Raw genomic sequence first — 25,682 nt, forward strand, 5'->3', positions numbered from 1 at the left:
GTCAGGCGGCGGCGATTCGCGCCGCGTGTTGCTGCACCAGCGCGATCATGTTGGGTACGCCTTGCGTGCGGTTGGACGAGAGCTGGTTCTTGAGATCGAACGGGGCGAGCGCGGCGGTCACATCCATGGCGGCGACTTCGGTCGCGGGCCGGTCCTGCACCGCGGCGATAACCAGTGCGACGATGCCCTTGGTGATCGCGGCGTTGCTGTCGGCCAGGAAATGGAGCTGGCCCGCCTGTTCGGTGGGATAGACCCAGACCTGCGCCGAGCAGCCGCGCACCAGGGTGGCATCGGTCTTGAGCGCGTCGGGGATGGGATCGAGCTCGCGGCCCAGCTCGATCAGCAGGCGATAGCGTTCGTCGCCTTCGAGGAAGTTGTATTCTTCGGCGATGTCGGTGAGGCTTCTCATGGGGCTGCGTCTAGCCGCGCCGCAAGCGCGCGTCCATCGCGGGACGGGACGGAGCGAGCCCGGCATCGGCCGATCGGTCAGCCAGACAGGCCGCCGGGCCGGGTCAGCGCGTAATAGAGGACGTAGAACCAGCCGAAGAAGCCCTGGATCGCAGCCCAGATTATCGACTGGTGCAGGCTCCACGAGATGGCGACCGCGATCGCGCTACCGAGCCCGATCCCGACGCGGGTAACATCGTGGCTGACGGCGCTCACAGATCGACACCGTTGGCGATCGCCTCGAGCTTGCGGATGCGCTCCTTGAGATCGGAGATCTCGATCCGCGCGGCGCCCATCGTCGAGCCGGACTCGCGCGGTTCGGCGCGGTGGCTGTCGAGCTCGCGCTGCTTGAGTGCCAGCCAGCCTCGCCAGCCCAACAGCAGCGTCGCTGCGACGATGCCCAGGCCGATCAGCGCGGCGGCGGCGATGACGAATGATGGTTCGAACATTTCCTCATGTCCTCCTGGAACCTGGCGGTTGCTACTCGGCCTGCTTGTCGCGCAGGTTTTCGATTTCCTCGGCGATGCGGCGGCGTTCCTGCGCCTCATGGCTGTTGGCGTCGGTGGTGATGCGTTCCAGGACCCTGATCCGCTCGTGCAATTGCTCGATCTCGCGGCGGGTCTCTTCGGCGTCGGGATTGCCCCTGGGCGGCGTGAACACCGGGTTGCCGTCCTCGTCGCGCGTCACACCCAGATCGCGGTCGTGGCGGCGGGTGTAGATCTGGACGATGCCCCAGATCAGCACGATGATTACGGCGGCGGTCCAAAAGCTCATTGCGCGGGTTCCTTGCCGGTGGTTTCGTCCAATTCGTGCAGGTCGCGCAATTGCTCGATCTGAGCAGCGAGTTCGGGGCTGCGGTCGGTCGCGATGCGCTCGAGTACGCGGACCCGCTCTTCCAGCCGGTCGGCCTCGGCATCGGACCTCTGCGCCGCGCTGGCTTCTGCCAAGCGCACTTCCAGTTCCAATTGCCTCTGTCGATGCTTCATTCTGCCCTCATAGGCATTGAGCCAGATGCCCGCAGCCACGATGAGGGCGAACATAAGCGCACAGAAGGCAATGGCGTCGGCGAAGTTCACTGTACCGGATCCCTGTGGTCGCGCAGGCGGTCGATCTCGCCGGTGAGTTGATAGCCGCTGTCGGTGACGATGCGCTCCACATTGATCAGGCGATCCTTCATCGCGCCAAGCTCGGCGCGCAATTCGGCGTTTTCCTGCGTCAGCAGCCGAACCCGGTCGGCGGTCTGCCCGTCGGTGGAGGGCTTGAGCGACTGGCCCCACATGCCCTCGAGCGGATAGCCGTGCTTGATCTTGAGCCTGGTGGTGTGGATCCAGCCCAGCGTGGTCATCGCGCCCAGCCCCAGTGCGGCCCCGACGATCCAGGGGAGGTGGGGGACGATCTGCGAAAACTCGTTCATCGGGCCTGTTCCGTCTGCTTGATGTTCAGCGGGGTGCCGCTGTCACTGAGAATGTTGCCGCGCTCGGCGGGCGGGGTGAGGGCGGGGCTGCGGTCGCGCAGCGCCTCGATCTCGTCGGCGAGCGAATAGCCCTTGTCGGTCACGATCCGCTCGAGCACCTGCATCCGCTTGTCGACCTTGCCCAGCAGCGTGCGCAGCTCGGCGTTCTCGGCGCGCAATTGCTTGGTTTCGTTGCTGTCGGCGCTATCGCCGATGCGCTCGGTCGTGCCACCCCATTCGTTTTCGAGCGAATAGCCATGCTTGGCGCGGATCCAGTTGTTGGCCAGCCAGCCCGCCGTGCTGAGCGCGATGATCGCGATGACGAATTCAGGTCCACCAAAATCCATTATGATGCCCCTCTTTGCTTCGTGTCGAGCGGGACGCCCGCTCCGGCCTCGTCGACCCGGCGCTGGTCACGCAGCGCCTCAATCTGGGCAGCAACATCGTAACCCTTGTCGGTGACGATGCGTTCGAGCACCCGAATCCGATCTTCGAGTTCGGTCACGCTGCTGGCATATTGAGCAGCTTTCTCTGAGCTCGCTTCGGCCGTGGCGATGATCTTCTTTTCTTCCAGCTTGCCCCGCTGGACGATCCACACGATCCCGATAACCATCACGAAGGGGGCGAACCCTATCATCCACTCCATTATCTATCTCCCCTGCTTAGTTTTACTCAGCGCAGCCGTTCGATCTCGGCGTTGAGCCGCGGATTGGAACTCACGTAGAAGGTCTCGACCTCGGCCAGCCGGCGATCGACATCCTTCATCTTCGAGCGGATCTGGCGCGCGGTGCGCTTGGGGTTCTGGCGCACGCCCTGCCAGTATTTCTGCTCTTCGGGCTTCTCGCGGTAGAGATATTCCGGCTTCTTGTTGAGCAGCAGGCCGGCGAGGAAATAAAGCGGCAGGACGATGGGGCTAAGTACGCCCGAGAGCACCGCTGCCAGAAAGCCGAGCCGGATCCAGAGCGGGTTGACCCCGGTGTAATCGGCGATGCCGGCGCAGACCCCCATCAGCTTGGCGTTCTGCTTGTCGCGGTAAAGCGTGGTGCGGGGGCTGTTCATTTGCTCGCTCCTTTTTTCTCGGCGATGAGCTGTTCGAGTTCGCGCAGCTGCTGGTTGTCGGCTTCGGCATCATGCACCAGCCGCGCGGGCTTGAATGCGGGATTGTCCGAGGCAACCAGCCGCTCGACCGTGTCCATCCGATCGTCGAGCCGTTTGGCGAGGCTGTAGAGCTCTTCGAGCAGCGCCTCGTCGTCGGTGGTGATCGAGGCGGAGGTCTTCCACTTGGTTACATAGTGAAGGATGATCCATGGCAGAAAAACGAAGATTGCAATGACCGCGAGTACTTCTTCCATGGCTCAATTCCCCTGTTTGGTGTCGCCGCTCTTGCCGAGCGCGCGTTTCATCTGTTCGAGCTCGTCGTCGATCGCATCGGCACCCTCGAGCGCGGAGATCTCGTCGGCGAGGCTGGCCTTGTTGGCGCCATCGGCAAGCGACAGCGATTCGGCGCGGCCCTCGGCGTAATCGACCCGGCGTTCGAGCTGGTCGAAGCGCGCCAGCGCGTCGTCGGTGCGTTCCGAGCTCATCAGCGTGCGCAGCTTGACGCGGTTCTCGGCGCTCTCGAGTCGTGCAGCGATTGCGGTTTGGCGGCTGCGCGCTTCGCGCAGGCGGTTCTGCAATTTCTGGATGTCCTGCTCATAGGCGCGCAGCGCATCGTCGAGCACCGCGATCTCCTGCTTGAGCTGATCGGAAATATCGACCGCCTTCTTCCTCTCGACCAACGCGGCGCGGGCCAGATCCTCGCGATCCTTGGACAGCGCGAGCTGCGCCTTGTCGCCCCAATCGTCCTGCAACCGGTCGAGTTGCACGGTCTTGCGGTGCATTTCCTTCTGGTCGGCGATGGTGCGCGCGGCGCTCGCGCGGACCTCGACCAGCGTTTCCTCCATCTCGAGGATGATCATGCGGATCATCTTGGTGGGGTCGTCCGCCTTGTCGAGCATGTCGTTGAAATTGGCGGCGACGATGTCGCGCGTGCGGCTGAAAATACCCATCAAAGGTGCTCCGTTGGAGAAGAAATCGGTGATCTTGTCGGCGGCTTCCCAGGGGTCGACCCGGGCATCGGCGCGCTTGCCATCGGTGGAGGTTTGCCGCGGCCGGGGGGAACGGCGCAGGCGGTCGACCTCCTCCTCGATCCGCGACGGGCGCGCGCCACGACCGGAACCGGGGCGGGCCGAAGCCTCGTCCGCGCTGGGGTCGGCGCGGTCGGGACTGTCGGGAGAGCGAGGCTCCGGCCCTAACGGGTTGGTCGGCTTGCTCACGCCAGTTCCACCTGCGGGTGGATGGCAAACGCGGGCAGGGGTTCGGTGACCGCGATCTGGCTGCTGAAGCCCACGAAGATCACCATCGCCCCGATGCTGATGAGGGCAGCGCGTCCCAGGCGGGTGGCGAAGAAGCTGCGATCGTACATAGTGTGGTCCTCCCGAAACGAATGTCTGTGTTGCAGGGTATTGTGCAAGCGGCGTGCCAACCGCAAGAAATGGCAGAACGGCGCGGGTTTTCAGGGCCCCATCTCCCAGGTGCTTGGTGCCTATTGCCAATCCTTGGGGAATTTCCCTATATCTTGGCGATGGAGCGCGAAAACCAGTTCGTCGGCCAGTCCGGCGCCTTCCTCGATGCGGTGGAGCGTACCAGCCGCGCCGCGCCGATGCGCCGCCCCGTGCTGATCGTCGGCGAGCGCGGGACCGGAAAGGAATTGATCGCGGAACGGCTCCATCGCCTGTCCACCCGCTGGGACGAGCCGCTGGTGATCATGAACTGCGCGGCATTGCCCGAAACGCTGATCGAGGCTGAGCTGTTCGGCCACGAGGCGGGCGCCTTCACCGGCGCGACCAAGCACCGTGTCGGGCGGTTCGAGGAAGCCGACAAGGGAACGCTGTTCCTCGACGAACTGGGCACGCTGTCGATGGGGGCGCAGGAGCGATTGTTGCGCGCGGTCGAATATGGCGAGGTTACGCGGATCGGATCGAGCCGCCCGGTGCGGATCGATGTCCGCATCGTCGGCGCCACCAACGAGGATCTTCAGGCCAAGGCCGAGCGCGGGGATTTCCGTCCCGACCTGCTCGACCGGCTGAGTTTCGAGGTCATCACCCTGCCGCCATTGCGCGTGCGCGAGGGCGATATCCAGGTGCTCGCCGATTATTTCGGGCGCCGGATGGCCGCCGAGATCGGCTGGGAGGGCTGGCCCGGTTTCGCCCCGCATGTCGCCGAACAGCTCGAGAACCATCCCTGGCCAGGCAATGTCCGCGAATTGCGCAATGTCGTCGAGCGCGCGGTCTATCGCTGGGACGACTGGAACGAGCCGATCAGTCATGCGGTGTTCGACCCCTTCGACAGCCCCTGGAAACCCGCAACCCCGTCCCATGCACACTCGCAGTCGGCCAGCCGCACGCCGGGTCCGGCGCCCGCCGCCGGCGATTTCGATTCGGTCGACGATCTGCGCGCTGCGGTGGACGAGCACGAGAAGAGCATCATCGAGCACGCGCTGGGCAAGCACCGCTGGAACCAGCGCCAGACCGCCAAGGCGCTGGGGCTGAGCTACGATCAGCTGCGCCACGCGATCAAGAAGCATGGCCTCGCCGACGACGGCTGATCGCACTTGCAATGCCGCGCATTTGCGCCTAGCTGACCGTCAATCCCGATACTGTTGCGACATTGAGGGGCTGGCGCCGCAAGGGGCCGGCGCGAAACCCTGTTGTCGCATCCCCGTTATCGCTGGACCGCACAAATGGAGACCGAATGGCCGATATCGACCGCCTGACCGAAGTGATCGAACCCGAAGCGCAAGCGCTGGGTTTCGAGCTCGTGCGGGTGAAGATGATCGCTTCGGAAGCCGGCGACGGCGGCCAGGCGCTGCAGATCATGGCCGAGGACCCGGCGACGGGTCAGCTGGTGATCGAGCAATGCGCCGCGCTCAGCCGCCGCGTTTCCGAGCGGCTCGACGCGCTCGAGGAAGCGGGCACGGTGCTGGTCCCCGGCGCCTATCACCTCGAGGTCTCGAGCCCCGGGATCGACCGGCCGCTGACCCGCGTGCAGGATTTCACCACCTGGGCCGGACACGAAGTCAAGATCGCGCTGACCGAGAAGGTCCAGGGCCACCGCAATCTGCGTGGCACGCTGGTGGGGATCGAAGGCGATATCGTCACCGTGGCGGACAACCGCGCCGACGAGGTTTCCTTCCCGCGCACGCTCATCCATTCGGCGAAGCTGGTCCTTACCGACGCGCTTATCGCCGCGACTCAGCCGCTCGACACCCAGGGTGTCGAGGACGTAATCGAAACCGAAGAAGAAGAGAGTAACAGCTGATGGCCAGTGCCATGTCTGCCAACAAGGCCGAACTCCTCGCGATCGCGCATGCGGTCGCCTCGGAGAAGATGATCGACAAGGAAATCGTCATCGAGGCGATGGAAGAGGCGATCCAGAAGAGCGCGCGCAACCGCTACGGTGCCGAGAACGACATCCGCGCCAAGCTCGACCCCGTCACCGGCGATCTGCGCCTGTGGCGCGTCGTCGAAGTGGTCGAGGAGGTCGAGGACTATTTCAAGCAGGTCGATCTTGCCGCAGCGCAGAAGCTCGAGGCCGATGCCAAGGTCGGCGATTTCATCGTCGATCCGCTGCCCGCTATCGACCTTGGTCGCATCGACGCGCAGAGCGCCAAGCAGGTCATCTTCCAGAAGGTCCGCGACGCCGAGCGCGAGCGCCAGTTCGAGGAATTCAAGGATCGTTCGGGTGAAGTCATCACCGGGGTGATCAAATCGGTCGAATTCGGTCATGTGATCGTCAACCTCGGCCGCGCCGAGGGCGTCATCCGCCGCGATCAGCAGGTCCCGCGCGAGGCCGCCCGCGTCGGCGAGCGCATCCGCGCTATCATTTCCAAGGTGGAGCGCAACAATCGCGGGCCGCAGATCTTCCTGTCGCGCGCCCACCCCGATTTCATGCGCAAGCTGTTCGCGCAGGAAGTGCCCGAAATCTACGACGGCATCATCGAGATCAAGGCCGCTGCCCGCGACCCGGGTTCGCGCGCGAAAATCGGCGTCATCAGCCACGACAGCTCGATCGATCCGGTCGGCGCCTGCGTCGGCATGAAGGGCAGCCGCGTCCAGGCGGTGGTCCAGGAACTGCAGGGCGAGAAGATCGACATCATCCCCTGGAGCGAGGATCAGGCGACCTTTATCGTCAACGCGCTCCAGCCCGCCACCGTCAGCCGCGTCGTCCTCGACGAGGAAGAGGGCCGGATCGAAGTGGTGGTGCCCGACGACCAGTTGTCGCTGGCAATCGGCCGCCGCGGCCAGAACGTCCGGCTGGCCAGCCAGCTGACCGGCAACCAGATCGATATCATGACCGAGGAGGAAGCGAGCGAGAAGCGGCAGAAGGAATTCGCCGAACGCTCCAAGACCTTCGAGGAAGAACTCGATGTCGACGAGACGCTGTCGCAGCTGCTCGTTGCCGAGGGCTTCGCCGAGCTCGAGGAAGTCGCCTATGTCCAGCTCGACGAGCTGGCGGCGATCGAAGGTTTCGACGAGGAACTGGCCGAGGAGCTCCAGAGCCGCGCGCTCGAGGCGCTCGATCGTCAGGAAGCCAAGTTTCGCGAGGAGCGCAAGGAGCTCGGCGTCGAGGATGCGCTCGCCGAGATTCCGCATCTCTCCGAGCAGATGCTGGTCGTGCTGGGCAAGGCCGGGATCAAGGAACTCGACGATCTCGCCGATCTCGCGACCGACGAACTCATCGCCAAGAAGCGCGAGGCGCCGCGGCGTCGCGTCAATCCCGATGCCGCCGCTGCCGGCCCGCCGATGCGGCGTCCACCGCAGCGCGAGCAGGACAAGGGCGGCGTGCTGGGTGAATTCGGGCTGAGCGAAGAGCAGGGCAACGAGATCATCATGGCTGCCCGCGCGCACTGGTTCGAGGACGAGACCCCGGCGCCTGCACCTGCGCCTGCTCCGGCCGAGGCGCCCGCCGCCAAGGCCAAGCCTGCGAAGAAGGCCAAGGCCGTTCCGGTCGAGGAGGCTCCCACCGAGGAGGCTCCCACCGAGGAGGCTCCCACCGAGGAGGCTCCGGCCGAGGAGGCTCCTGTCGAGGAAGCGCCCGCAGACGAAACCATCGAAGAGGCTCCTGCCGATGCGGACACCCCCGCGGCTGGCGAGCCCGACACCCAGGAGGCCGCCGATGCGGACTCCACCCAATGAGCGCCTGACGCCCGACATCGCCGAAGCCACGCAGCCCCGTAGAGCGGGGCGCGAGGAGCGCTGTCCGGAACGCCGCTGCATCCTCGCAGGCGAGACTTCGCCTCGCGAGGGCCTGATCCGGTTGGCGGTCTCGCCCGAGGGTCTGGTGCTGCCCGACGTCCAGGCCAAGGCTCCCGGCCGCGGTGCCTGGATCGGGGTGACGCGCGACGAATTGGCCGAGGCGCTCGCCAAGGGCCGGCTCAAGGGAGCGCTCGCGCGCGCCTTCAAGACCGGCGAGCTGGAAATCCCAGCGGACCTCCCGGCCAAGATCGAGGATGCGCTCACCAGATCGCTGCTCGACCGGCTGGGGTTGGAAATGCGCACCGGCGCGCTCATATTGGGTACCGACCGCATCGCCGAGACGGCGCGGGGCGGCGCGGTTTCGCTGCTGCTGCACGCCAGCGATGCCAGCGAAGGCGGGCGCCGCAAACTTGACCAGGCGTGGCGCGTGGGGTCCGACCGCGAGGGCTCTGCCTTGCGCGGAACGGTCTTGCCACTGGACCGGGCGGCTCTGTCTGTGGCATTGGGCCGCCTGAACGTCGTCCATCTGGCGCTTGCCGACGATGGAGCGGCCGGGCGAGTCTCGGGGCTTCTGCAGCGATTGTTGCATTTTACCGGCGGCATCGATGCCGCCTCCACCGACGACGCGCCTGCTTCCGCAGAGCGCCGGATTGACGATACGAATACCTGCAAGGACAGTTGAGCTAGATGAGCGACGAAGACCAGAAGCCTGCCCGCAAACCACTCGGCCTCAAACGGTCGGTCGAATCCGGCGAGGTCAAGCAGACCTTCAGCCATGGCCGCACCAACAAGGTCGCGGTCGAGGTGAAGCGGCGCCGCAAGCTCGTGAAGCCGGGCGAGGCGCCTCCGCCTCCGCCGCCGGCAACGCCCGAACCGGCACCCGCGCCAGCGCCAGCCCCGACGCCCGCACCGACGGCTCGGGCCGCTCCGGTCAAGAAGGACCCCTCGGGCGAAACGCCGCAGGAGCGCGTTGCGCGTCTCCAGCGCGAAGCCGAGGAAGCGCGTCTGCTGCAGGGCCAGGAAGCGCGCAAGCGCGAGGACGAGGCTGCCCGCCAGGCCGCCGAGGACGAGAAACAGCGCGCCGAGGACAACCGCAAGGCCGAAGCCAAGGCGGCCGAGGAGCCGGCACCCGAATCCAAAGTCGACGCTGCGCCCGACGCTCCCGCTGCGGCCAGTGCCGAAGCGAAGGCTGAAGCCGCGCCCGACGCCGGTCCCGAAGCGACTGCCGCCGAGCCCGAAGCCGATGCCGAAGGCGCGGCAGCGCCTGCGCCGCGCCGGTTCACCCCGGTAGCGCGCCCCGAGATCAAGCGCCCCAAGAAGGAAAAGAAGGACGAGAAGCCGGTCCGCGAGGAGCCCGACAAGCGGCGCGGCGGCAAGCTGACCGTCAACCGCGCGCTCAACGAGGACGAGGGCCGCCGCGCCCGTTCGCTGGCCGCGCTCAAGCGAGCGCGCGAGAAGGAACGCCGCACCCATGGCGGCCCCTCCACGCCGCGCGAGAAGCAGGCCCGCGATGTGATCGTCCCCGAGGCGATCACGGTGCAGGAACTGGCCAACCGCATGGCCGAAAAGGGCGCCCAGCTGGTCAAGGAACTGTTCAACCTGGGGATGATGGTCACCGTCAACCAGACTATCGATCAGGACACCGCTGAGCTGCTGGTCGAGCAATTCGGCCACCGCATCCAGCGCGTGTCGGAATCCGATGTCGACATTCCGGTCGAGCAGGATCTCGATCCCGAGGAAACGCTGCGTCCGCGCCCGCCGGTGGTCACCATCATGGGCCATGTCGATCACGGCAAAACCAGCCTGCTCGATGCGCTGCGCGGGACCAATGTGACCAAGGGCGAGGCCGGTGGCATCACCCAGCACATCGGCAGCTACCAGGTGAAGACGAAGAACGGCGACATGGTCACCTTCCTCGACACGCCTGGCCACGCCGCCTTTACCGAGATGCGCCAGCGCGGCGCCAATGTCACCGATCTGGTGGTGCTGGTCGTAGCCGCCGATGACGGCATCATGCCGCAGACCATCGAGGCCATCCGCCATACCCATGCGGCGGGCGTCCCGATGATCGTGGCGATCAACAAGATGGACAAGCCCGGAGCCGATCCGGACAAGATCCGTACCCGCCTGCTCGAGCACGAGGTCATCGTCGAGAAGATGTCGGGCGAAGTGCAGGACGTTGAGATTTCCGCGCTCAAGAAGGAAGGTCTCGACGAATTGCTCGAAGCGATCGCGGTCCAGGCCGAACTGCTCGAGCTCAAGGCGCGTCCCGATCGTCCGGCCGAAGCCACGGTTATCGAAGCGCAGCTCGACAAGGGCCGCGGCCCCGTCGCGACGGTGCTGGTGACGCGCGGCACGCTCAAGCGCGGCGATGCCTTCGTGGTCGGCACCCAGAGCGGCCGGGTCCGCGCGGTGGTCGATTTCACGGGCAAGCAGATCAAGGAAGCCGGCCCTTCGATGCCGGTCGAGGTCCTTGGTCTGGGCGGCGTCCCCAAGGCGGGCGACCAGCTCACCGTGGTCGAGAACGAGCAGCGCGCTCGCGAAGTGGCCGAATACCGTCAGGAAAAAGCCACCGAGAGCCGCACTGCGCTCGCGCCGACCAGCTTCGACACCATGTTCACCAACCTCCAGTCGAACGTCATCGAATGGCCGGTGGTGGTCAAGGCGGACGTCCAGGGCTCGGTCGAGGCGATCAACACCGCGCTGCACAATCTCTCGAACGACGAGATCAAGGTCCGCGTGCTGCATGCCGGCGCCGGCGCGATCACCGAGAGCGATGTCAGCCTTGCGGCCGCATCCAACGCGCCGATCATCGGCTTCAACGTGCGTCCCAATGCCAAGGCGCGCCAGCTGATCGCGCGCGATAAGGTCCGGATGATGTATTACGACGTCATCTATCACGTGACCGAGGAGGTCGCGAAGGAGATGGCGGGCGAGCTTGGTCCGGAGCGGATCGAGACCGTCGTCGGGCGTGCCCTGGTCAAGGAAGTGTTCCGTTCGGGCAAGAAGGACAAGGCCGCCGGTCTGCTGGTCGAGGAGGGCGTCATCCGCAAGGGTCTGTTTGCCCGTCTCACTCGCGACGATGTCATCGTTTCGGCGACCACCATCGCGTCGCTGCGACGCTTCAAGGACGATGTGGACGAAGTCCGCGCCGGTCTCGAATGCGGCGTGGTCCTCGAGGACACCAACGACATCAAGGCGGGCGACCAGCTCGAGGTGTTCGAGGTAGAGCTGCGCGAACGCACGCTGTAGCGGGAACCGGGCATGGCCTACCGACCGAGCCGCGGGTTCGCCATCCTCGGCCTTGTCGGGGCGGTGATCGCGGTGGCTCTGGGGGTGGTCTATTTCGCCGGGGACCTGCTGTTCGTGGTGCAGACCGGGTGACCGGGCCTGCCCTGCGCGCGCCGGGCGAGGTATTGAGGAACAGCCAGTGGACGAAGGGTTGATACGGGTCGATCATGAGTAACGCCGAACGCCCGCATAATCCGGACGCCGCGCATGCCGATCTGATGGGTGTCGAATTCGACAGCTTCGACGCGGCACGCGAGGAGATCACGCTGCGCTTCACCGCGCCTGCCAGCTTCATCACCCCGCGCGGCAGCGTGCAGGGCGGGCTGGTTGCGGGCTTTCTCGACGAGGCGATGGGCTGGGCGCATGTCTGGGCCACCGATCACGCCGAGGCGCCGCTCAATCTGGAGATCAGCATGAGCCTGCTCAGGCCGGTCCCTGCCGGGCCGCTGATCGGCAAGGGCAGGGTCGTGCGGCGCGGGCGCCGGGTCATCTTCCTCGAGGGCCAGTTGCTCTCCGAGGACGGCACGCTGCTCGCCAGCGCCACCAGCACCGCGATCCCGACCCCCCGTCCTGACACACCACGTCCGCAGGGAGCCTCCTGATGGCCCGCAATCCCGCCACACCCGAACAGCAATCGGTCCGCGTGCTCAAGGTGGGCGAGCGGGTTCGGCATATATTGTCCGAACTGCTCGCGCGCGGAGAGGCGCATGACCTTGTGCTCAGCGCCACCACCATCTCGGTTACCGAGGTGCGGATGTCGCCCGATCTGCGCAACGCCAAGGCCTATGTGAAGCCGCTGCTGGGCGAGGAAGAGGCGGTGGTGCTCAAGGCTCTGCGCACCAACACCGCCTTCTTCCAGCGCGAGGTTGCCAAGCGGCTGGGGTTGAAATTCGCCCCCAGGCTGAGCTTCCGCGCCGACGAGAGCTTCGACGAGGCGAGCCGGATCGAGCAATTGCTCAACGACCCCAAGGTGGCGCGCGACCTCGACGAGGAGTGATCCTCGCGCCGCGATAGTCCTGACGAGATTCCCGAGTGGCTGGCGCCACCCCGGCCTTCACCGGGGCGACGCCAGCCGTCTCGCCATCCTATTGCGCCGCGCTCGGCGTGGCGGGCGCGGTCGGGTCGATAGTGGTGGGCACTTCCATGAACACGCTCGCCCCCGGGCCGAGCGGCAGGTCGAGAGCGACCCAGGCTATGGTCATGGCGAGACCGGCTGCCATCAGCCCGATCGAATAGGGCAGCATGGTCGCGGCCAGGCTGCCGAGCCCGAAATCCTTTTGCCAACGCTGGCAGAAAATCAGGATCAGCGGGAAATAGACCATCAGCGGGGTGATGATGTTGGTGGCCCCGTCGCCCACGCGATAGGCCGCGGTGGACATTTCCGGACTGATCCCCAGCAGCATCAGCATCGGCACCAGCACCGGTGCGAGCAGCGCCCATTTGGCGCTTGCCGAGCCGACGAAGATGTTGAGCAGCCCCGAGACCAGCACGATCGCTCCGAGCAGCGCCCAGGCGGGCAGTCCGGACGAGCCGAGGAAATCGGCTCCGCCGACCGCAAGGATCAGCCCCAGATTGGACCAGGCGAACATCGCCACGAAATGCGCCGCGGCGAAGGCCAGCACGAGATAATAGGCCAGATCTTCCATCGCGCCCGACATCATCTTCACCAGATCGCGATGATTGCCGATCGTGCCTGCCGCGGCGCCATAGGCCCAGCCGGCGAGCAGGAAGAGCAGGAAGAAGCCGCCCACCAGGCTCTGATAGAACGGATTGAGCTGCGCCTCGGGGCTCGCGGTCTCGTCGATCAGCGGCGTGCCTGGGCCGAAGGTGAAGCCGGCCCAGAGCGCGATGACCGCGAGAGCAGCCAGTCCGGCGCGAACCAGCCCCTTGCGCTCCCCGGCGGTCAGTGCGCGGTCGGTCTGCTCCTCGGTCCCGGCACGACCGGCCATGGCCGGGTTCCAGGTGCCGAGACGCGGTTCGATCATCCGGTCGGTAACGAACCAGATGACCGGCAGGAACACCACCGTCATGGCGGCGATAAAGAACCAGTTGCCCGCGATGTTGGCGGTGAATTCGCCAAACACGGTCTCGACCGCCGCCTCGGTGATCCCGAACAGCAGCGCATCGAGCTGGCCGGGGACGAAATTGGCGGAAAATCCGCCGGACACGCCTGCGAATGCGGCCGCGATCCCGGCTACCGGATGGCGCCCGGCGGCGTGAAAGATGATTCCCGCAAGCGGGATGAGCACCACATAGGCGGCATCGGCAGCGAGGTTGCCGATCATGCCCACCAGGCAGACGATCGGGGTCAGCAGCACCGTGGGGGCGTTGCGTACGCCGGCGCGCATCGCGGTGCCGAACAGTCCGGCACGCTCGGCCACGCCTGCGCCCAGCATCACCACGAGCACGTAGCCCAGCGGGTGGAAATGGGTGAAGGTCATGGGCATCTCGACCCACAAGCGCTGGATATTCTCCGCCGACAGCAGGCTGGCGGCTTCGATAACCAGCGCCCCGCCGGTTGCCTCGTCGATCTCGGTCGGGTGGAGCGCGGACCAGCCGAGAATGCTGGCGATGATCGAGATCACCATCAGAATGGCGATCAGCCAGAAGAACAGGAACACCGGATCGGGCAATTTGTTGCCGCTTCGTTCGATCCAGCCCAGAACACCCTTCTGCGTCGACTCCGCCGCGATTGCCTCTGCCACCCTATGGTTCTCCCGAAACCGTTGCTGTCTTGCGCGTGGGGCTAACATTGCGGTTTGCACCTGTCGCCCCGCTTAACCGCGAAACTGTCGAAAAATGGCCGATCTGCGGACTCGCGCGCGGCGCAGCGCCGCGCTAGCGGTAGAGTCATGGCCAAGCTCTATTTCTATTATGCCAGCATGAATGCGGGGAAGAGCTCCACGCTGTTGCAGGCAGATTTCAACTATCGCGAGCGCGGGATGCGCACCATGCTGTGGACCGCCGCACTCGACACGCGATCGTCGGGTATGATCCGCAGCCGCATCGGGCTCGAGACCGGTGCCCATCGGTTCAAATCCGATACCGATCTGTGGCAGGAGGTGATGGAGGTCCATGCCGCCACCCCGATCGACTGCGTGATGGTGGACGAAGCGCAGTTCCTCACCCGCGAGCAGGTCTGGCAATTGGCTAAGCTCACCGACGAGGGCAGCGTGCCGGTGGTCTGCTATGGGCTGCGAACCGATTTCAAGGGCGAGCTGTTCGAAGGCGCGGCCGCGCTGCTCGGCATCGCCGACAAGCTCGTCGAGCTCAAGGGCGTGTGCCATTGCGGACGCAAGGCAACGATGAATCTGCGCGTCGATGGACAGGGCAGGGCGGTTGCCGAAGGCGCGCAGACCGAGATCGGCGGCAACGACCGCTATCTCGCATTGTGTCGCCGCCATTTCAGCGAGGCGCTGGCGGGCTGAGCGCCGAGCCCCTATCTAGCCCCCATGCTCGAAACCCTAATCCTCGCGGCGATCCTGATCCCGTGCCTGATCGTCGCGATCGTCTTCCATGAAGTCGCGCATGGCTGGGTGGCGCTGATGCTGGGCGACCCGACCGCCAAGGAGCAGCGTCGCCTCAGCCTCAACCCCATTCGCCATGTCGATCCGATCGGCACGCTGCTGGTCCCGGGCGCGCTGGCGCTGTTCGGCGGGCCGATCTTCGGCTGGGCCAAGCCGGTCCCGGTGCGGCAGGACCGCCTCGACAACCCGCGTTACGGGATGATGGCGGTGGCTGCGGCGGGGCCGGGGACCAATCTGCTCCTGGCGCTGCTCGGCGCGGTCATGGCCGGCCTCGTCATGGGGGCGAGCCAGGCAGCAGGGGTCGAACCCAACCCCTGGCTGTTCACGGGGTTTACCTATTTCATCCTCATCAACATCTTTCTGGCGCTGTTCAACCTGCTGCCGATCCCGCCGTTCGATGGCTCGCACATTCTGGGTGGGCTGCTCCCGCTGCGCTACCAGCGCCATTGGCAGCGGCTCCAGTCGCTAGGGATGGTGTTCATTGTCGTGCTCATCGGTGCAAGCTGGGCTTTTCCCGACAGCGGGCTGGTCGAGAACATCGTCCTGCCTCCGGTGCTGTGGGTGCAGGACATCTATTTCGCCATCGCCGACTGGATCGCGCGCGGGATCGCGGGATGACCGCTGCGCCCAATTCCACGATCAAGCCCGATGGCTGGCTGGTGCTCGACAAGCCGCGCGGGCTGGGCTCGACCCAGGCGGTCGGCGCGGTCAAGCGCGTGCTGCGCGAGGCGGGCTATGCCAAGACCAAGGTCGGCCATGGCGGGACACTCGACCCGCTCGCCGAGGGCGTGCTGCCGATCGCGCTGGGCGAGGCGACCAAGCTGGCGGGGCGGATGCTCGATGCCAGCAAGGTCTATGAATTCACGATCCAGTTCGGCGAGGAGACCGACACGCTCGACACCGAGGGCGAGGTGGTCGAACGCTCCGACCGGCGACCCCCGATGCTGGCGATCGGCGCGGTGCTCGAGCACTTCACCGGAGAGATCGAGCAACTGCCGCCCGCCTATTCGGCGCTCAAGATCGACGGCAGGCGCGCCTACGACCGCGCCCGCGCGGGCGAACAGGTCGAGATGACCCCGCGGCAGGTGACGATCCACGAACTGTCGCTGTTCCGCGATGCGGGGGATGACTGTGAGGATGTTGAGCAGGTCGATCTTGTCAGCACTTTCGCCACCACCACGGGCCGCCCCGATCCCTACGATCCGGGCGCACCGCTGGAGCTGGCGGACAGCGTCACGCTGGTCGCGCATGTCAGCAAGGGCACCTATATCCGCTCGCTGGCGCGGGACATCGCGCGTGCGCTGGGAACGGTCGGCCATGTGACTTATCTCAGGCGCACGAAAGCCGGTCCGTTCGCCGAGGAACAGGCGATTTCACTGGACACTCTGAACGAAATCGGTAAGGGCGCGCCTCTTCACCAATCGCTTCTGCCGCTGGAGGCGGGGCTGGACGACATCCCGGCCCTTTCCCTCGACCCCGATAGCGCGCAGGCGGTCCGCCAGGGCCGGGTGATTTCGGGACTGCCCCACAAAGACGGGCTCTATTTTGCAAAGCTGGAGGATAATCCGGTCGCGCTGCTGGAGATCGTCGGAGGGACGGCCAAGGTCGTCCGGGGTTTCAACACAGCCGATGTCGCGGAGTAGAATGCATGACGGTTACCGCCGAAAAGAAACAGGAAATCATCAAGGACAACGCCCAGGCCGAGGGCGACACCGGTTCGCCGGAAGTCCAGGTCGCGATCCTGACCGAGCGCATCAAGAACCTGACCGGTCACTTCAAGGGCCACCACAAGGACAATCATTCGCGTCGTGGTCTGCTGATGATGGTCAACAAGCGCCGTAACCTGCTCGCCTACCTCAAGAGGAAAGACGTCGAGCGGTACAACTCGCTGATCCAGAAACTGGGTCTGAGAAAGTAAGAGTTTCGTGGAAGGGCGGCTCCCGTAAAGGGCCGCCCTTTCGCTTATCGGCGCGAGGGCATCCGGCCCGCGCGCCCCGGGGGCAGACCAACGCCCTCAACCGGACCGGGACGGCATCCCCGGACAATGTAGGCCCCGCGCTGCAATGTGGCAGGCGGGATCAGAAGGAATTCAAATGTTCGACATCAAGAAAGTAGAACTGGAGTGGGGCGGAAAGACCCTCACGCTGGAAACCGGCCACATCGCCCGTCAGGCCGATGGCGCCGTGCTGGCCACCTATGGCGAGACCGTGGTGCTCTGCGCCGTGACCGCCGCCCGCAGCCTGAAGGAAGGGCAGGATTTCTTCCCGCTCACCGTCCACTATCAGGAAAAATTCTCCGCCGCCGGTCGTATCCCGGGTGGCTTCTTCAAGCGCGAACGCGGCGCCACCGAGAAGGAAACGCTCACCAGCCGGTTGATCGACCGTCCGGTCCGTCCGCTGTTCCCCGAAGGCTTCTACAACGAAATCAACGTGATCTGCCAGGTCCTGTCGTATGACGGCGAGACCGAACCCGATATCGTCGCGATGATTGCCGCGTCGGCTGCACTGACGATTTCCGGCCTGCCCTTCATGGGCCCGATCTCGGGTTGTCGCGTCGGCATGGTCGATGGCGAATACACGCTCAACCCGGCACAAACCTCCACGCTGGTGGATGGCCGCCTCGATCTCATCGTCGCCGCCACGCACGATGCCGTGATGATGGTCGAATCCGAAGCCAAGGAGCTGACCGAGGAAGAAATGCTCGGCGCGGTGATGTTCGCCCATGACGAGAACCGCAAGGTCATCAACGCGATCGTCGAACTGGCCGAGCAGGCCGCCAAGACCCCATGGGATCTCGATCCGGTCGAAGACAAGACCGCGACGCTCGACGAGCTGCGCGGCCTGATCGGCGCCGATATCGACGCCGCCTACAAGCTCACCGACAAGCAGCAGCGCCAGAACGCGATCGCCGATGCCCGCGCCAAGGCGCGCGCGCATTACGAGAGCCTGGATCATTCCGATCCTGCCGAATATCTCGGCAAGCTCAAGCTGGTGAAGAAGCTCGAAAGCGATATCGTCCGCAAGGCGATCCTCAAGGACGGTCGCCGTATCGACGGCCGCAAAGTCGATCAGGTTCGCCCGATCGAGGCGATGGTCGGCTTCCTGCCGCGCACCCATGGTTCTTCGCTGTTCACCCGCGGTGAAACGCAGGCGATCTGCACCACCACGCTGGGCACCAAGGATTCCGAGCAGATGATCGACGGGCTCAGCGGCCTGTCCTACGAAAGCTTCATGCTGCACTACAACTTCCCGCCCTATTCGGTCGGCGAAGTGGGTCGCTTCGGCGGGTCGAACCGTCGCGAGATCGGCCACGGCAAGCTGGCCTGGCGCGCTCTGCACCCGGTGCTGCCGTCGCGTGAGGATTTCCCCTACACGATCCGCGTTCTGTCCGACATCACCGAGTCCAACGGCTCGAGCTCGATGGCGACGGTCTGCGGCGGCTGCCTCAGCATGATGGATGCCGGTGTTCCGATCGAACGCCCGGTTTCGGGCATCGCGATGGGCCTGATCCTGGAAGGCGACCAGTTCGCCGTGCTCAGCGACATCCTCGGTGACGAAGACCATCTGGGTGACATGGATTTCAAGGTTGCGGGCACCGAAGCCGGCATCACCACCATGCAGATGGACATCAAGGTCGCCGGCATCACGCAGGAAATCATGGCCAAGGCGCTTGAGCAGGCCAAGGCCGGCCGTACGCACATCCTCGGCGAAATGACTAAGGCGCTGGGCACTGCCCGCGGCGAAGTCAGCAAGCATGCCCCGCGCATCGAGACGTTGCAGATCGACAAGTCGAAGATCCGCGACGTTATCGGCACCGGCGGAAAGGTTATCCGCGAGATCGTCGCCGAGACCGGCGCCAAGGTCGACATCGACGACGAGGGCATGATCAAGATCAGCTCCTCGAACGTCGACGAGATCGAGGCTGCTCGCAAATGGATCCTCGGCATCGTCGAGGAAGCGGAAGTCGGCAAGGTCTACGACGGCAAGGTCGTCAACATCGTCGACTTCGGCGCCTTCGTGAACTTCATGGGTGGCAAGGACGGTCTCGTCCACGTGTCAGAGATGAAGAACGAGCGCGTCGAGAAGCCGACCGACGTCGTGTCGGAAGGCCAGGCCGTGAAGGTCAAGGTCCTCGAGATCGACCAGCGCGGCAAGGTGCGCCTGTCGATGCGTGTGGTCGACCAGGAAACCGGTGAAGAGCTCGAAGATACCCGCCCCCCGCGCGAAAAGCGTGAAGGCGGCGGCGAGCGTGGCGGTGGCCGTGGCGGCGAACGCGGCGGAGATCGTCGTGGGCCGCGCAGCGGCGGTGGTGGCGGCGGTGGCCGTGACCGTGGCGGCGATCGTGGCGGCCGCGGCAATCGCGACAGCGACGGCGGCGGTTCGAGCGATGGCGGCGCGCATGTGCCCGACTTCCTCAAGGATTGATCCCTCAAGGAACGACATCTCAACCGGGTTCAAGCCCGGCTGAATTCACGATAAGACCGGGGCCGCGATCCATTCGCGGCCCCTTTCGTTTGGAGAACCTGATGCTGCCGCGCGAAACCCTTGCCACCGCCGAGATCCCCGGCGGCGACACGCTAACCCTGGTCAGCCATGGGCGTGATCACATCATCATGCTCGGCCGCGACGAGCTGATGGGGACGCGGATGCAGTTCAGCGAGGAGCAGCTCGCCGAGCTAACGCTCGAGCAGATCACAGGCCCCGCGCCGCGAGTGCTGATCGGCGGCTACGGCATGGGCTTCACCTATCGCGCCGCGCTGGCGGCGATCCCGGCGGCTGGCCGGGTGGTGGTCGCCGAGGTAGTGCCCGAAATCCTCGCCTGGGCGCGCGGCCCGCTGGCGCATCTCACCGGGTCGACGCTCGACGATCCGCGCGGCGAAGTCGTGCTGTGCGATGTCGCGGCGCTGATCGACGATGCCAATGACGGCACCAGCCCGAAATTCGATGCGATCCTGCTCGATGTCGACAATGGGCCCGACGGCATCGTGCGCGATGGCAACGAGCGGCTCTACACCCGTACCGGTATCGCCCGCTCGCGCGATGCGCTCAAACCAGGCGGAGTCCTGGCGGTGTGGTCCGCCGGTCCCGATCTGAAGTTTCGCGGGCGTTTGAAGGATGCCGGTTTCGAGGTCGAGGAGCGCCGGGTCCGCGCGCGGCCCAACAACAAGGGTCCGTACCACACGATCTGGTTCGCGCGGGCATCGTGACGGGCGCGGGCAGCTTCAGCCCTGCTTGAGCCGCATCCGACCGTTGAAATCCCGCTTGCCGATCGGAACGCCCAGCATCCGCAGGATGTCGTAGGCGGTGGCGGCATGGAAGTAGAAATTGGGCTGGCTGAAGCTCAGCAGGAATTCGTCGGCCGTAAACTCCAGCTTGTAGGCGCGGAATTCGAACCGCATGTCGCGCCCGATTGCCTGCTCTAGATCGTCCTCGGAAACCTGCTCGAGCGCGTCGCGCGCCCCGGCCAATTTGTCGCGCAGGCCGTCGAAGCTCTCGGGCGGCGGCGACAGGTCGGGCTGGAACACGCCGTTCGTCAAGCCTGCGAGCGCTCCGGCCGTATGCCCGGCCACACTCGCCACTTGATAGGTGAAGGGAAGCATGTCCTCATAGATACGGGCCGAAAGGACATGTGCGGGATCGTGCTCCTGCTCGCTGCACCAGCTCTCGCCGCGATCGACCAGACCCCTGGTGCTGTCGATGATCTGCAGGGCGCTGGGGATGAAGGCGGCGTGAAGCGATAGCGGCATAGAGTAACTCCCGATTGGTTGCGGCCTGCATAGCGGATCGCGCCTGTGCGCCAAGGGATTCGGTGCACAAGGTGGCTGTATTTGCCACGCTACTGGAGCGATGGTTCAGCCGATGGCGCGCAAGGGAGGTGGTGCGCTGGCACCCGAGGGAGAGCCGTCGAAGGGGATCATCGCCAGCGAGCGGTCGCGCCCTGCATCCTTCGCTGCGTAAAGGGCCCGGTCGGCGCGTTTCATCGCACTGGCGAGCGATTCGCCGTCGTGCAACTGGGCGATGCCTGCGCTCGCTGTCACGCTTGTGCCCAGGCCTGCGACATGCTCGATCACCGCCGAGGTGACCCTTTGTCGCGCTCTCTCCGCCAGGCTCTGCCAGTCGTCGCCATAAAGCAGGACGACGAATTCCTCGCCGCCAAGCCGCGCTGCAAAGACATTCTCGCCGTTCAGTCCCCTGCCGATCGCGACCAGCACCTCGTCGCCGACATCATGACCGTAGCGGTCGTTGATCCGCTTGAAATGATCGCAATCGATCAGTGCCACGCCATGGGGCCGGCCTCGCTCGCTCTCCTCGTAATGCCGCAGCAGCCCGCGCCGGTTGGCGAGCCCGGTAAGCGGGTCGGTGGCGATCGCCAGCGTGGCTGCCTCGACTTCGGCAAGCGCGGCATCGCGCTGGCGGCGCAAATCCATGAAGCCGTCGACTACCCCCATCGAAGTGACGATGAACTCGAGCGCCAATGCGGCAAGCACCGCGGTAGTCCAGAAGTCGACTTCAACCCCGGTAACGATCTCGTATATCAGCAGGTACAGGCCGACCGCGATCCCGCCGGACCAGGCGACCGCCTGGAAGGTCGCGGCGCGGCTGCCCAGCGAGATGGCCTTGCCCAGACCGAAAACGATGATCGCGATAAGTACCAGCAGCCCGGTCTCGGGGACATTGGTCAGGCCTGGCACATGCGGGACGAGCGGGATAATTCCCGCCAGGATCAGGCCGATGGGGAACACCGATCGCAGCAGCCGACGGGTTCCGTCGAGCAAATATTTGCGTTCGATGTAGGAGGCGAGGAAAGGCCCCGCGACGGCGATGCTGAGCGTATTCGCGATCCCGCCGATAAGCTTCACTTGCGCTTCGGTCAGGCCGATCGGGATGTCTGGCGACATGAACATCACCGCCATCAGCCCGATCATCGCGGTGCGCGCCGAAAGCCAGAGCAGGAACCGACGCCGGACCACCGGAAACAGCGCCAGCGTTATCAGGACGAAAATCGTCGCCGTCGCCAGGAAGGCGCCGAAGGTGATGCTCGCCCAGTCCATGACGCTGTGTTGAACTCCCCCGAGCGACACCCGCCCGGCGCTAATGCCGGGACGGGACCATCGCGCAGCCTACCCCGGGACAGCTGTCGCGAGAGTCAACGAAACTGGTTGCCAAAGCATGAACGAGAGCTCTTCCGACCGACCGGGTGCACCCGGTCGGTCGGAGGGATCATATCAGCGAACGCGCGGGCCGCCGAACGGCAGCGGGGGCGGGGGGCGGCGCGAACCGCGGGGCAGCTGCGCTTGATAGGCCCGGCCGCAATGTTCGACGCAATAGGGAAAGCCGGGGTTCACTGCGGTGCCGCAGAAGTGGAAATCGGGTTCGCCGGGATGACCCATCGGCCAGCGACAGACCTTTTCGCTCAGGTCGAGCAGGCTGGTCTTGTCGGCGATCTCGGGGCTCGGCTTGGCCGGAACCAGGCGACGCGGCGGGGCCGGCGGGATCGGGGGCTGCTGGTCGCCGGGACCCTGGCGCAGGAAACCACCGGGACCGACCGAGACGATCTTTGGCAGGTTGGAGGAGCGGTTGGGCATCGGTTGCGAATGGCCCGACGAGGCGCCTGCCGCCGGCTCGGCTTCCGGCTCGGGCTGGCGATCTGCAACCGGCTCGGTGGCCGGGGCGGCGCGTGTGGGCGCGGGCGAAGGCTGGGCAGGAGGCGCATCGGCGCTAGCTTGCGGTTTTTTCGCAACCGGTTTTGCCGCTGGCTTGGCCTTCTTGACGGCGACCGCCTTCTTCTCGGCCGTCTTGACCGGGGAAGGGCGTGCCTTGAGGTCGAGGCGATGCGCCTTGCCGATCACCGCGTTGCGGCTGACCCCACCCAGCTCCTCGGCAATCTGGCTGGCGGTCGAGCCGCCTTCCCACATCTTCTTCAAGGTCGCGATGCGTTCGTCGGTCCAGCTCATTCAGATCTTTCCATTTTTGGATAGGCGTCCGGCAGGTCGCGCGGAAGCGTGCTTGTCAGCGGGGCTGCATCGACGTAGGCGCGCGCCCATGGCCGATCAAGTCCCGAACTCCGCCCCGGACACGGCAGGCGCCGCGCCCCCTTTGATCGAGAGCGCTGGCAGCGCCGCAGGAGTCCGGTTCGCGCCGCACGGTCAGCCGGTGATCACCGGCATCAACCGCATCGGGCTGTGGAGCCTCTATATTAAGGAGATCCGCCGGTTTCTCAAGGTGCAGACCCAGACTATCTGGGCGCCGGCGGTCACCACGCTGCTGTTTCTGGTGATTTTCACCGTCGCGCTGGGCCGCGGCGGTCGCGAAGTGCTGGGCGTCCCCTTCGGCGATTTCGTCGCCCCGGGGCTGATCGTGATGGGCATGATGCAGAACGGCTTCGCCAATTCCAGCTTCTCGCTGCTCTCGGGGAAAATCCAGGGCACCATCATCGATCTGCTGATGCCGCCGCTTTCCGAAGGCGAACTGATGACCGGCATCGTTGCTGCAGCGGTGACCCGAGCGCTGGCGGTCGGCTGTACCGTGGGGCTGGCGATGGCGCTCTATCCCGGGGTCACGCTCCACGCGGCGCAACCCTTGGCGATCGTCTGGTTCGGACTGATGGGCTCGACCATGCTCGCGCTGATGGGGCTGCTGGCCTCGATCTGGGCGGAGAAGTTCGACCACAATGCCGCGGTGACCAATTTCGTGATTGCGCCGCTCAGCCTGCTCTCCGGCACATTCTACGTGATCGACAATCTGTCGCCGCTGTTCCAGGCGATCAGCCGCTTCAACCCGTTTTTCTACGTGATCTCGGGCTTTCGCTACGGTTTCCTCGGGGAAAGTGACATCGGCGAGGGCGTGCAAGCGATCGTCTGGGCCGGGGCGGGGCTCGCGGTGTTCAATTTGCTGCTGGCAGTCCTGTGCTACCGGCTGCTCAAGTCGGGCTGGAAGATCAAGAGCTAGCGTTTGGGGCCTCGGCCTTCGCCGCGCCGACCCTCAGTGAGTCAGCGACCGGAGCACGCGGTAGCGCCCATCCTCGAACTGGTCGAACATCTGGTCGACCTCGGGATGCTCGACCGGACCGCCCAGCGAATCGCTCACCAGGTTCTGCTGGCTGACATAGGCGGTGTAACTCGACTCGTCGGTCTCCGCGAAGAGATGGTAGAACGGCTGGTTGCGATCGGGGCGGATGCCCTCGGGGATCGAATCGTACCATTCGTCGCTGTTGGCGAAGACCGGGTCGATATCGAAGATTACCCCGCGGAAATCGAACATGCGATGGCGCACAACATCGCCGATGGCGAACCGCGTGCGGGCCAGCTCGGGCGCATCGATGGTGCGACCGGCTTGGGGCGAGAAGAACAGGGCACGATCCATGAGAGCACAGGATATGGGGTGCCGCGCGCCCGTAACAAGTAACCGCCTGGTTCCCATCCCCCGTTTTGCGCCTGCGCAGCCGATATTTCGACTTGCTCCCGCCTGGGCCTTGGGCTAGGCGCGCGGCTTCCCAACGACCGGGAGGCGGGCATTCGCCCCGCCAGCGTGCGCCAAACGGCGCTGCGGAGAGGTGCCGGAGTGGTCGAACGGGGCAGTCTCGAAAACTGTTGAGCGCGCAAGCGTTCCGAGGGTTCGAATCCCTCCCTCTCCGCCACTTACCTCTGATTTTATTGAAGTTTTCCCGGTGAAGCGGGCCGGTTCCCATAACCGTTCCCCGATAGGTGCGGCGCTTGATTGGTTGCTTGTGCTACGCATCCAAGTATCGTGGTCGTGCAACTCCGGGGGGACGGATGGCTAAGCGACCTACAGAGCCTAAGACGTATGAAACCAGTATCGTCGGGGAGTCGCATTATCGAGACGCGGTTAAGGCGACCAAGGTTGGTGACTATGTCGATCTCGTAATCGAACAAGGCAATCCTCATGCCGATGAGGGGATCGCGCTTCGCGTCGATAACATGGACGGCGACACTGTCGGTTATATCCTAAGCGACAGCTGGCTTTTTCGGGCAATTGTAAAAGAGGGAAAAGGTTGCCTCGCCAAAGTCGAATTTAAAGGTGGTCGCCCCGCAGGCTTACGTCTGCGAGTGCAGCTAGGTGGCGAAAAGCCCCCCACCGTTCAATATGGCGACCGGTTGACACCCTCAAAGCCCTCTGGTGGATGCCTTGGCGTTCTAGTCGCTTTGGTCGTCGTGCCAGCTGTGGGTGTCGTCGAAAAACTTGTTTAGGCAGCATCCGGCTAATCAGAGTGCCTTTCCGGTCCCCCGCAATCGTCCGGCTTCCTTGCGCGCACCCGCTCTCCATCCATCACTCACTTTCGCGCCTCCGCCAGAGACTCAGACAAGTGCTGCCTACCATCGGCATCTGTAAGCGGCGAGCCGTCCGGCTTTTCGATCATGTAGCGCATTCCCCTTTAGAACAGAGCGCGAACGATTCGAGCAAGCGGTTCTTTGCTGGCAAGCGATGCGGGTGGTAGCTGCCCTATGGGGCGACCCATCCAAAGCTGCCCGTCCGCTTATGGGCAATGCGGGATCGCTCGCTATGGTCCGAAATTGGGGTGGTTTTGCGACAGTCTGCGTTTGACAGTTTAATGGGAGGAAGCGGACTGCCTCAGGTGGCGCGACGGTCGATGGCGGTGGGGCGCGAGGTGAGAATGCTAAAAAACCAAATGTCTTGCAAGAATCATCTG

Annotated in this window: 32 protein-coding genes and 1 tRNA gene; 16 read left to right on the forward strand and 17 right to left on the reverse strand. The window is 65.0% G+C overall.

The features are described 5' to 3' along the window. Position 1: 1 nt before the first annotated feature. The 12 genes from A9995_RS07450 to A9995_RS17020 form a co-directional block, all read right to left on the reverse strand. The gene (locus A9995_RS07450) at positions 2-409 is read right to left on the reverse strand and encodes a SufE family protein (protein WP_067610886.1); all 408 of its coding nucleotides are present in this window, start codon (positions 407-409) and stop codon (positions 2-4) included. A 77-nt stretch (positions 410-486) separates the two neighbouring features. Then, positions 487-663: a hypothetical protein gene (locus A9995_RS17015; protein WP_168157353.1), complete on the reverse strand. Its 177-nt coding sequence runs from the start codon at positions 661-663 to the stop codon at positions 487-489. Next, complete coding sequence (locus tag A9995_RS07455) at positions 660-896, reverse strand: hypothetical protein (protein WP_067610888.1); 237 nt, start codon at positions 894-896, stop codon at positions 660-662. Before A9995_RS07455 ends, A9995_RS17015 begins: the two co-directional genes overlap by 4 nt. A gap of 31 nt (positions 897-927) precedes the next feature. Then, positions 928-1,221: a hypothetical protein gene (locus A9995_RS07460; protein WP_067610889.1), complete on the reverse strand. Its 294-nt coding sequence runs from the start codon at positions 1,219-1,221 to the stop codon at positions 928-930. Continuing rightward, positions 1,218-1,523 (reverse strand): hypothetical protein, encoded by a 306-nt coding sequence (locus A9995_RS07465; protein WP_067610891.1) that lies wholly within the window; start codon positions 1,521-1,523, stop codon positions 1,218-1,220. Before A9995_RS07465 ends, A9995_RS07460 begins: the two co-directional genes overlap by 4 nt. Then, positions 1,520-1,861 carry a hypothetical protein gene (locus A9995_RS07470; protein ID WP_067610893.1) on the reverse strand — a complete coding sequence of 114 codons (342 nt, stop codon included), beginning with the start codon at positions 1,859-1,861 and terminating at the stop codon, positions 1,520-1,522. The genes A9995_RS07465 and A9995_RS07470 overlap by 4 nt, the downstream gene beginning before the upstream one ends. Then, positions 1,858-2,247 (reverse strand): hypothetical protein, encoded by a 390-nt coding sequence (locus A9995_RS07475; RefSeq protein ID WP_067610894.1) that lies wholly within the window; start codon positions 2,245-2,247, stop codon positions 1,858-1,860. Before A9995_RS07475 ends, A9995_RS07470 begins: the two co-directional genes overlap by 4 nt. Then, positions 2,247-2,546: a hypothetical protein gene (locus A9995_RS07480; RefSeq protein ID WP_168157354.1), complete on the reverse strand. Its 300-nt coding sequence runs from the start codon at positions 2,544-2,546 to the stop codon at positions 2,247-2,249. Before A9995_RS07480 ends, A9995_RS07475 begins: the two co-directional genes overlap by 1 nt. 26 nt (positions 2,547-2,572) lie before the next feature. Then, entirely contained in the window at positions 2,573-2,959 is a 387-nt protein-coding gene (gene pspC / locus A9995_RS07485) for an envelope stress response membrane protein PspC (protein ID WP_067610896.1), read from the reverse strand. After that, a complete protein-coding gene (pspB, locus tag A9995_RS07490; RefSeq protein ID WP_067610898.1) occupies positions 2,956-3,252 on the reverse strand; it encodes an envelope stress response membrane protein PspB in 297 nt (98 codons plus the stop codon). Before pspB ends, pspC begins: the two co-directional genes overlap by 4 nt. 3 nt (positions 3,253-3,255) lie before the next feature. Then, entirely contained in the window at positions 3,256-4,215 is a 960-nt protein-coding gene (gene pspA, locus A9995_RS07495; RefSeq protein WP_369815815.1) for a phage shock protein PspA, read from the reverse strand. After that, on the reverse strand, positions 4,212-4,364 hold the full coding sequence (locus A9995_RS17020) for a hypothetical protein (protein WP_168157355.1): 153 nt from the start codon (positions 4,362-4,364) through the stop codon (positions 4,212-4,214). Before A9995_RS17020 ends, pspA begins: the two co-directional genes overlap by 4 nt. Positions 4,365-4,523: 159 nt before the next feature. On the opposite strand from A9995_RS17020, the gene pspF reads away from it, so the two are divergent. The 7 genes from pspF to rbfA all read left to right on the forward strand — a co-directional run bounded on the left by pspF (position 4,524) and on the right by rbfA (position 12,484). Continuing rightward, complete coding sequence (gene pspF, locus A9995_RS07500; protein WP_067610901.1) at positions 4,524-5,546, forward strand: phage shock protein operon transcriptional activator; 1,023 nt, start codon at positions 4,524-4,526, stop codon at positions 5,544-5,546. A gap of 146 nt (positions 5,547-5,692) precedes the next feature. Beyond that, on the forward strand, positions 5,693-6,259 hold the full coding sequence (rimP, locus tag A9995_RS07505) for a ribosome maturation protein RimP (RefSeq protein ID WP_067610903.1): 567 nt from the start codon (positions 5,693-5,695) through the stop codon (positions 6,257-6,259). Further along, positions 6,259-8,136: a transcription termination factor NusA gene (gene nusA, locus A9995_RS07510; protein ID WP_233998127.1), complete on the forward strand. Its 1,878-nt coding sequence runs from the start codon at positions 6,259-6,261 to the stop codon at positions 8,134-8,136. Before rimP ends, nusA begins: the two co-directional genes overlap by 1 nt. Then, positions 8,117-8,878 (forward strand): DUF448 domain-containing protein, encoded by a 762-nt coding sequence (locus A9995_RS07515; protein WP_067610905.1) that lies wholly within the window; start codon positions 8,117-8,119, stop codon positions 8,876-8,878. The genes nusA and A9995_RS07515 overlap by 20 nt, the downstream gene beginning before the upstream one ends. Before the next feature lie 5 nt (positions 8,879-8,883). Continuing rightward, positions 8,884-11,448 carry a translation initiation factor IF-2 gene (gene infB / locus A9995_RS07520; RefSeq protein ID WP_067610906.1) on the forward strand — a complete coding sequence of 855 codons (2,565 nt, stop codon included), beginning with the start codon at positions 8,884-8,886 and terminating at the stop codon, positions 11,446-11,448. A gap of 206 nt (positions 11,449-11,654) precedes the next feature. Beyond that, complete coding sequence (locus A9995_RS07525) at positions 11,655-12,089, forward strand: PaaI family thioesterase (protein WP_067610908.1); 435 nt, start codon at positions 11,655-11,657, stop codon at positions 12,087-12,089. After that, the gene (rbfA, locus tag A9995_RS07530; protein WP_067610910.1) at positions 12,089-12,484 is read left to right on the forward strand and encodes a 30S ribosome-binding factor RbfA; all 396 of its coding nucleotides are present in this window, start codon (positions 12,089-12,091) and stop codon (positions 12,482-12,484) included. Before A9995_RS07525 ends, rbfA begins: the two co-directional genes overlap by 1 nt. An 88-nt stretch (positions 12,485-12,572) precedes the next feature. Here the strand turns inward: rbfA and A9995_RS07535 are convergent, their stop codons facing one another. Beyond that, on the reverse strand, positions 12,573-14,192 hold the full coding sequence (locus A9995_RS07535; protein ID WP_067610912.1) for an AbgT family transporter: 1,620 nt from the start codon (positions 14,190-14,192) through the stop codon (positions 12,573-12,575). Between the two features lie 147 nt (positions 14,193-14,339). Here A9995_RS07535 and A9995_RS07540 point away from each other — a divergent pair, with 147 nt between their 5' ends. The 6 genes from A9995_RS07540 (at position 14,340) to A9995_RS07565 (ending at position 20,220) form a co-directional block, all read left to right on the forward strand. Beyond that, positions 14,340-14,915 carry a thymidine kinase gene (locus tag A9995_RS07540; protein WP_067610914.1) on the forward strand — a complete coding sequence of 192 codons (576 nt, stop codon included), beginning with the start codon at positions 14,340-14,342 and terminating at the stop codon, positions 14,913-14,915. Positions 14,916-14,939: 24 nt separating this feature from the next. Next, a complete protein-coding gene (locus A9995_RS07545) occupies positions 14,940-15,632 on the forward strand; it encodes a site-2 protease family protein (RefSeq protein ID WP_067610916.1) in 693 nt (230 codons plus the stop codon). Beyond that, on the forward strand, positions 15,629-16,657 hold the full coding sequence (gene truB, locus A9995_RS07550) for a tRNA pseudouridine(55) synthase TruB (RefSeq protein ID WP_067610918.1): 1,029 nt from the start codon (positions 15,629-15,631) through the stop codon (positions 16,655-16,657). Before A9995_RS07545 ends, truB begins: the two co-directional genes overlap by 4 nt. Before the next feature lie 5 nt (positions 16,658-16,662). Beyond that, entirely contained in the window at positions 16,663-16,932 is a 270-nt protein-coding gene (rpsO, locus tag A9995_RS07555) for a 30S ribosomal protein S15 (RefSeq protein ID WP_067610920.1), read from the forward strand. Between the two features lie 175 nt (positions 16,933-17,107). After that, entirely contained in the window at positions 17,108-19,438 is a 2,331-nt protein-coding gene (pnp, locus tag A9995_RS07560; RefSeq protein ID WP_067610922.1) for a polyribonucleotide nucleotidyltransferase, read from the forward strand. Between the two features lie 101 nt (positions 19,439-19,539). Further along, the gene (locus A9995_RS07565; RefSeq protein ID WP_067611060.1) at positions 19,540-20,220 is read left to right on the forward strand and encodes a spermidine synthase; all 681 of its coding nucleotides are present in this window, start codon (positions 19,540-19,542) and stop codon (positions 20,218-20,220) included. Positions 20,221-20,235: 15 nt separating this feature from the next. Here the strand turns inward: A9995_RS07565 and A9995_RS07570 are convergent, their stop codons facing one another. The 3 genes from A9995_RS07570 to A9995_RS07580 all read right to left on the reverse strand — a co-directional run bounded on the left by A9995_RS07570 (position 20,236) and on the right by A9995_RS07580 (position 22,968). Beyond that, positions 20,236-20,760 carry a DUF1993 family protein gene (locus A9995_RS07570; RefSeq protein ID WP_067610924.1) on the reverse strand — a complete coding sequence of 175 codons (525 nt, stop codon included), beginning with the start codon at positions 20,758-20,760 and terminating at the stop codon, positions 20,236-20,238. Positions 20,761-20,865: 105 nt separating this feature from the next. Next, positions 20,866-22,065 carry a diguanylate cyclase gene (locus A9995_RS07575; protein WP_067610926.1) on the reverse strand — a complete coding sequence of 400 codons (1,200 nt, stop codon included), beginning with the start codon at positions 22,063-22,065 and terminating at the stop codon, positions 20,866-20,868. Positions 22,066-22,239: 174 nt separating this feature from the next. Then, positions 22,240-22,968: a GcrA family cell cycle regulator gene (locus tag A9995_RS07580; RefSeq protein ID WP_067610928.1), complete on the reverse strand. Its 729-nt coding sequence runs from the start codon at positions 22,966-22,968 to the stop codon at positions 22,240-22,242. 88 nt (positions 22,969-23,056) lie between these two features. Between A9995_RS07580 and A9995_RS07585 the strand changes: the two genes are divergently transcribed. Further along, entirely contained in the window at positions 23,057-23,962 is a 906-nt protein-coding gene (locus A9995_RS07585; protein WP_082992557.1) for an ABC transporter permease, read from the forward strand. Between the two features lie 33 nt (positions 23,963-23,995). On the opposite strand, the gene hspQ is transcribed toward A9995_RS07585, so the two are convergent. Further along, entirely contained in the window at positions 23,996-24,376 is a 381-nt protein-coding gene (gene hspQ, locus A9995_RS07590; RefSeq protein ID WP_067610931.1) for a heat shock protein HspQ, read from the reverse strand. 184 nt (positions 24,377-24,560) lie between these two features. On the opposite strand from hspQ, the gene A9995_RS07595 reads away from it, so the two are divergent. Further along, a tRNA-Ser gene (locus A9995_RS07595) sits at positions 24,561-24,650 on the forward strand. Positions 24,651-24,786: 136 nt separating this feature from the next. Further along, positions 24,787-25,221, forward strand: coding sequence for a hypothetical protein (locus A9995_RS16600; protein ID WP_145916853.1), 435 nt, complete (start codon positions 24,787-24,789; stop codon positions 25,219-25,221). The last annotated feature ends 461 nt before the right edge of the window (positions 25,222-25,682 follow it).

The organism is Erythrobacter sp. QSSC1-22B (assembly GCF_001678665.1).
Lineage (GTDB): Bacteria > Pseudomonadota > Alphaproteobacteria > Sphingomonadales > Sphingomonadaceae > Qipengyuania.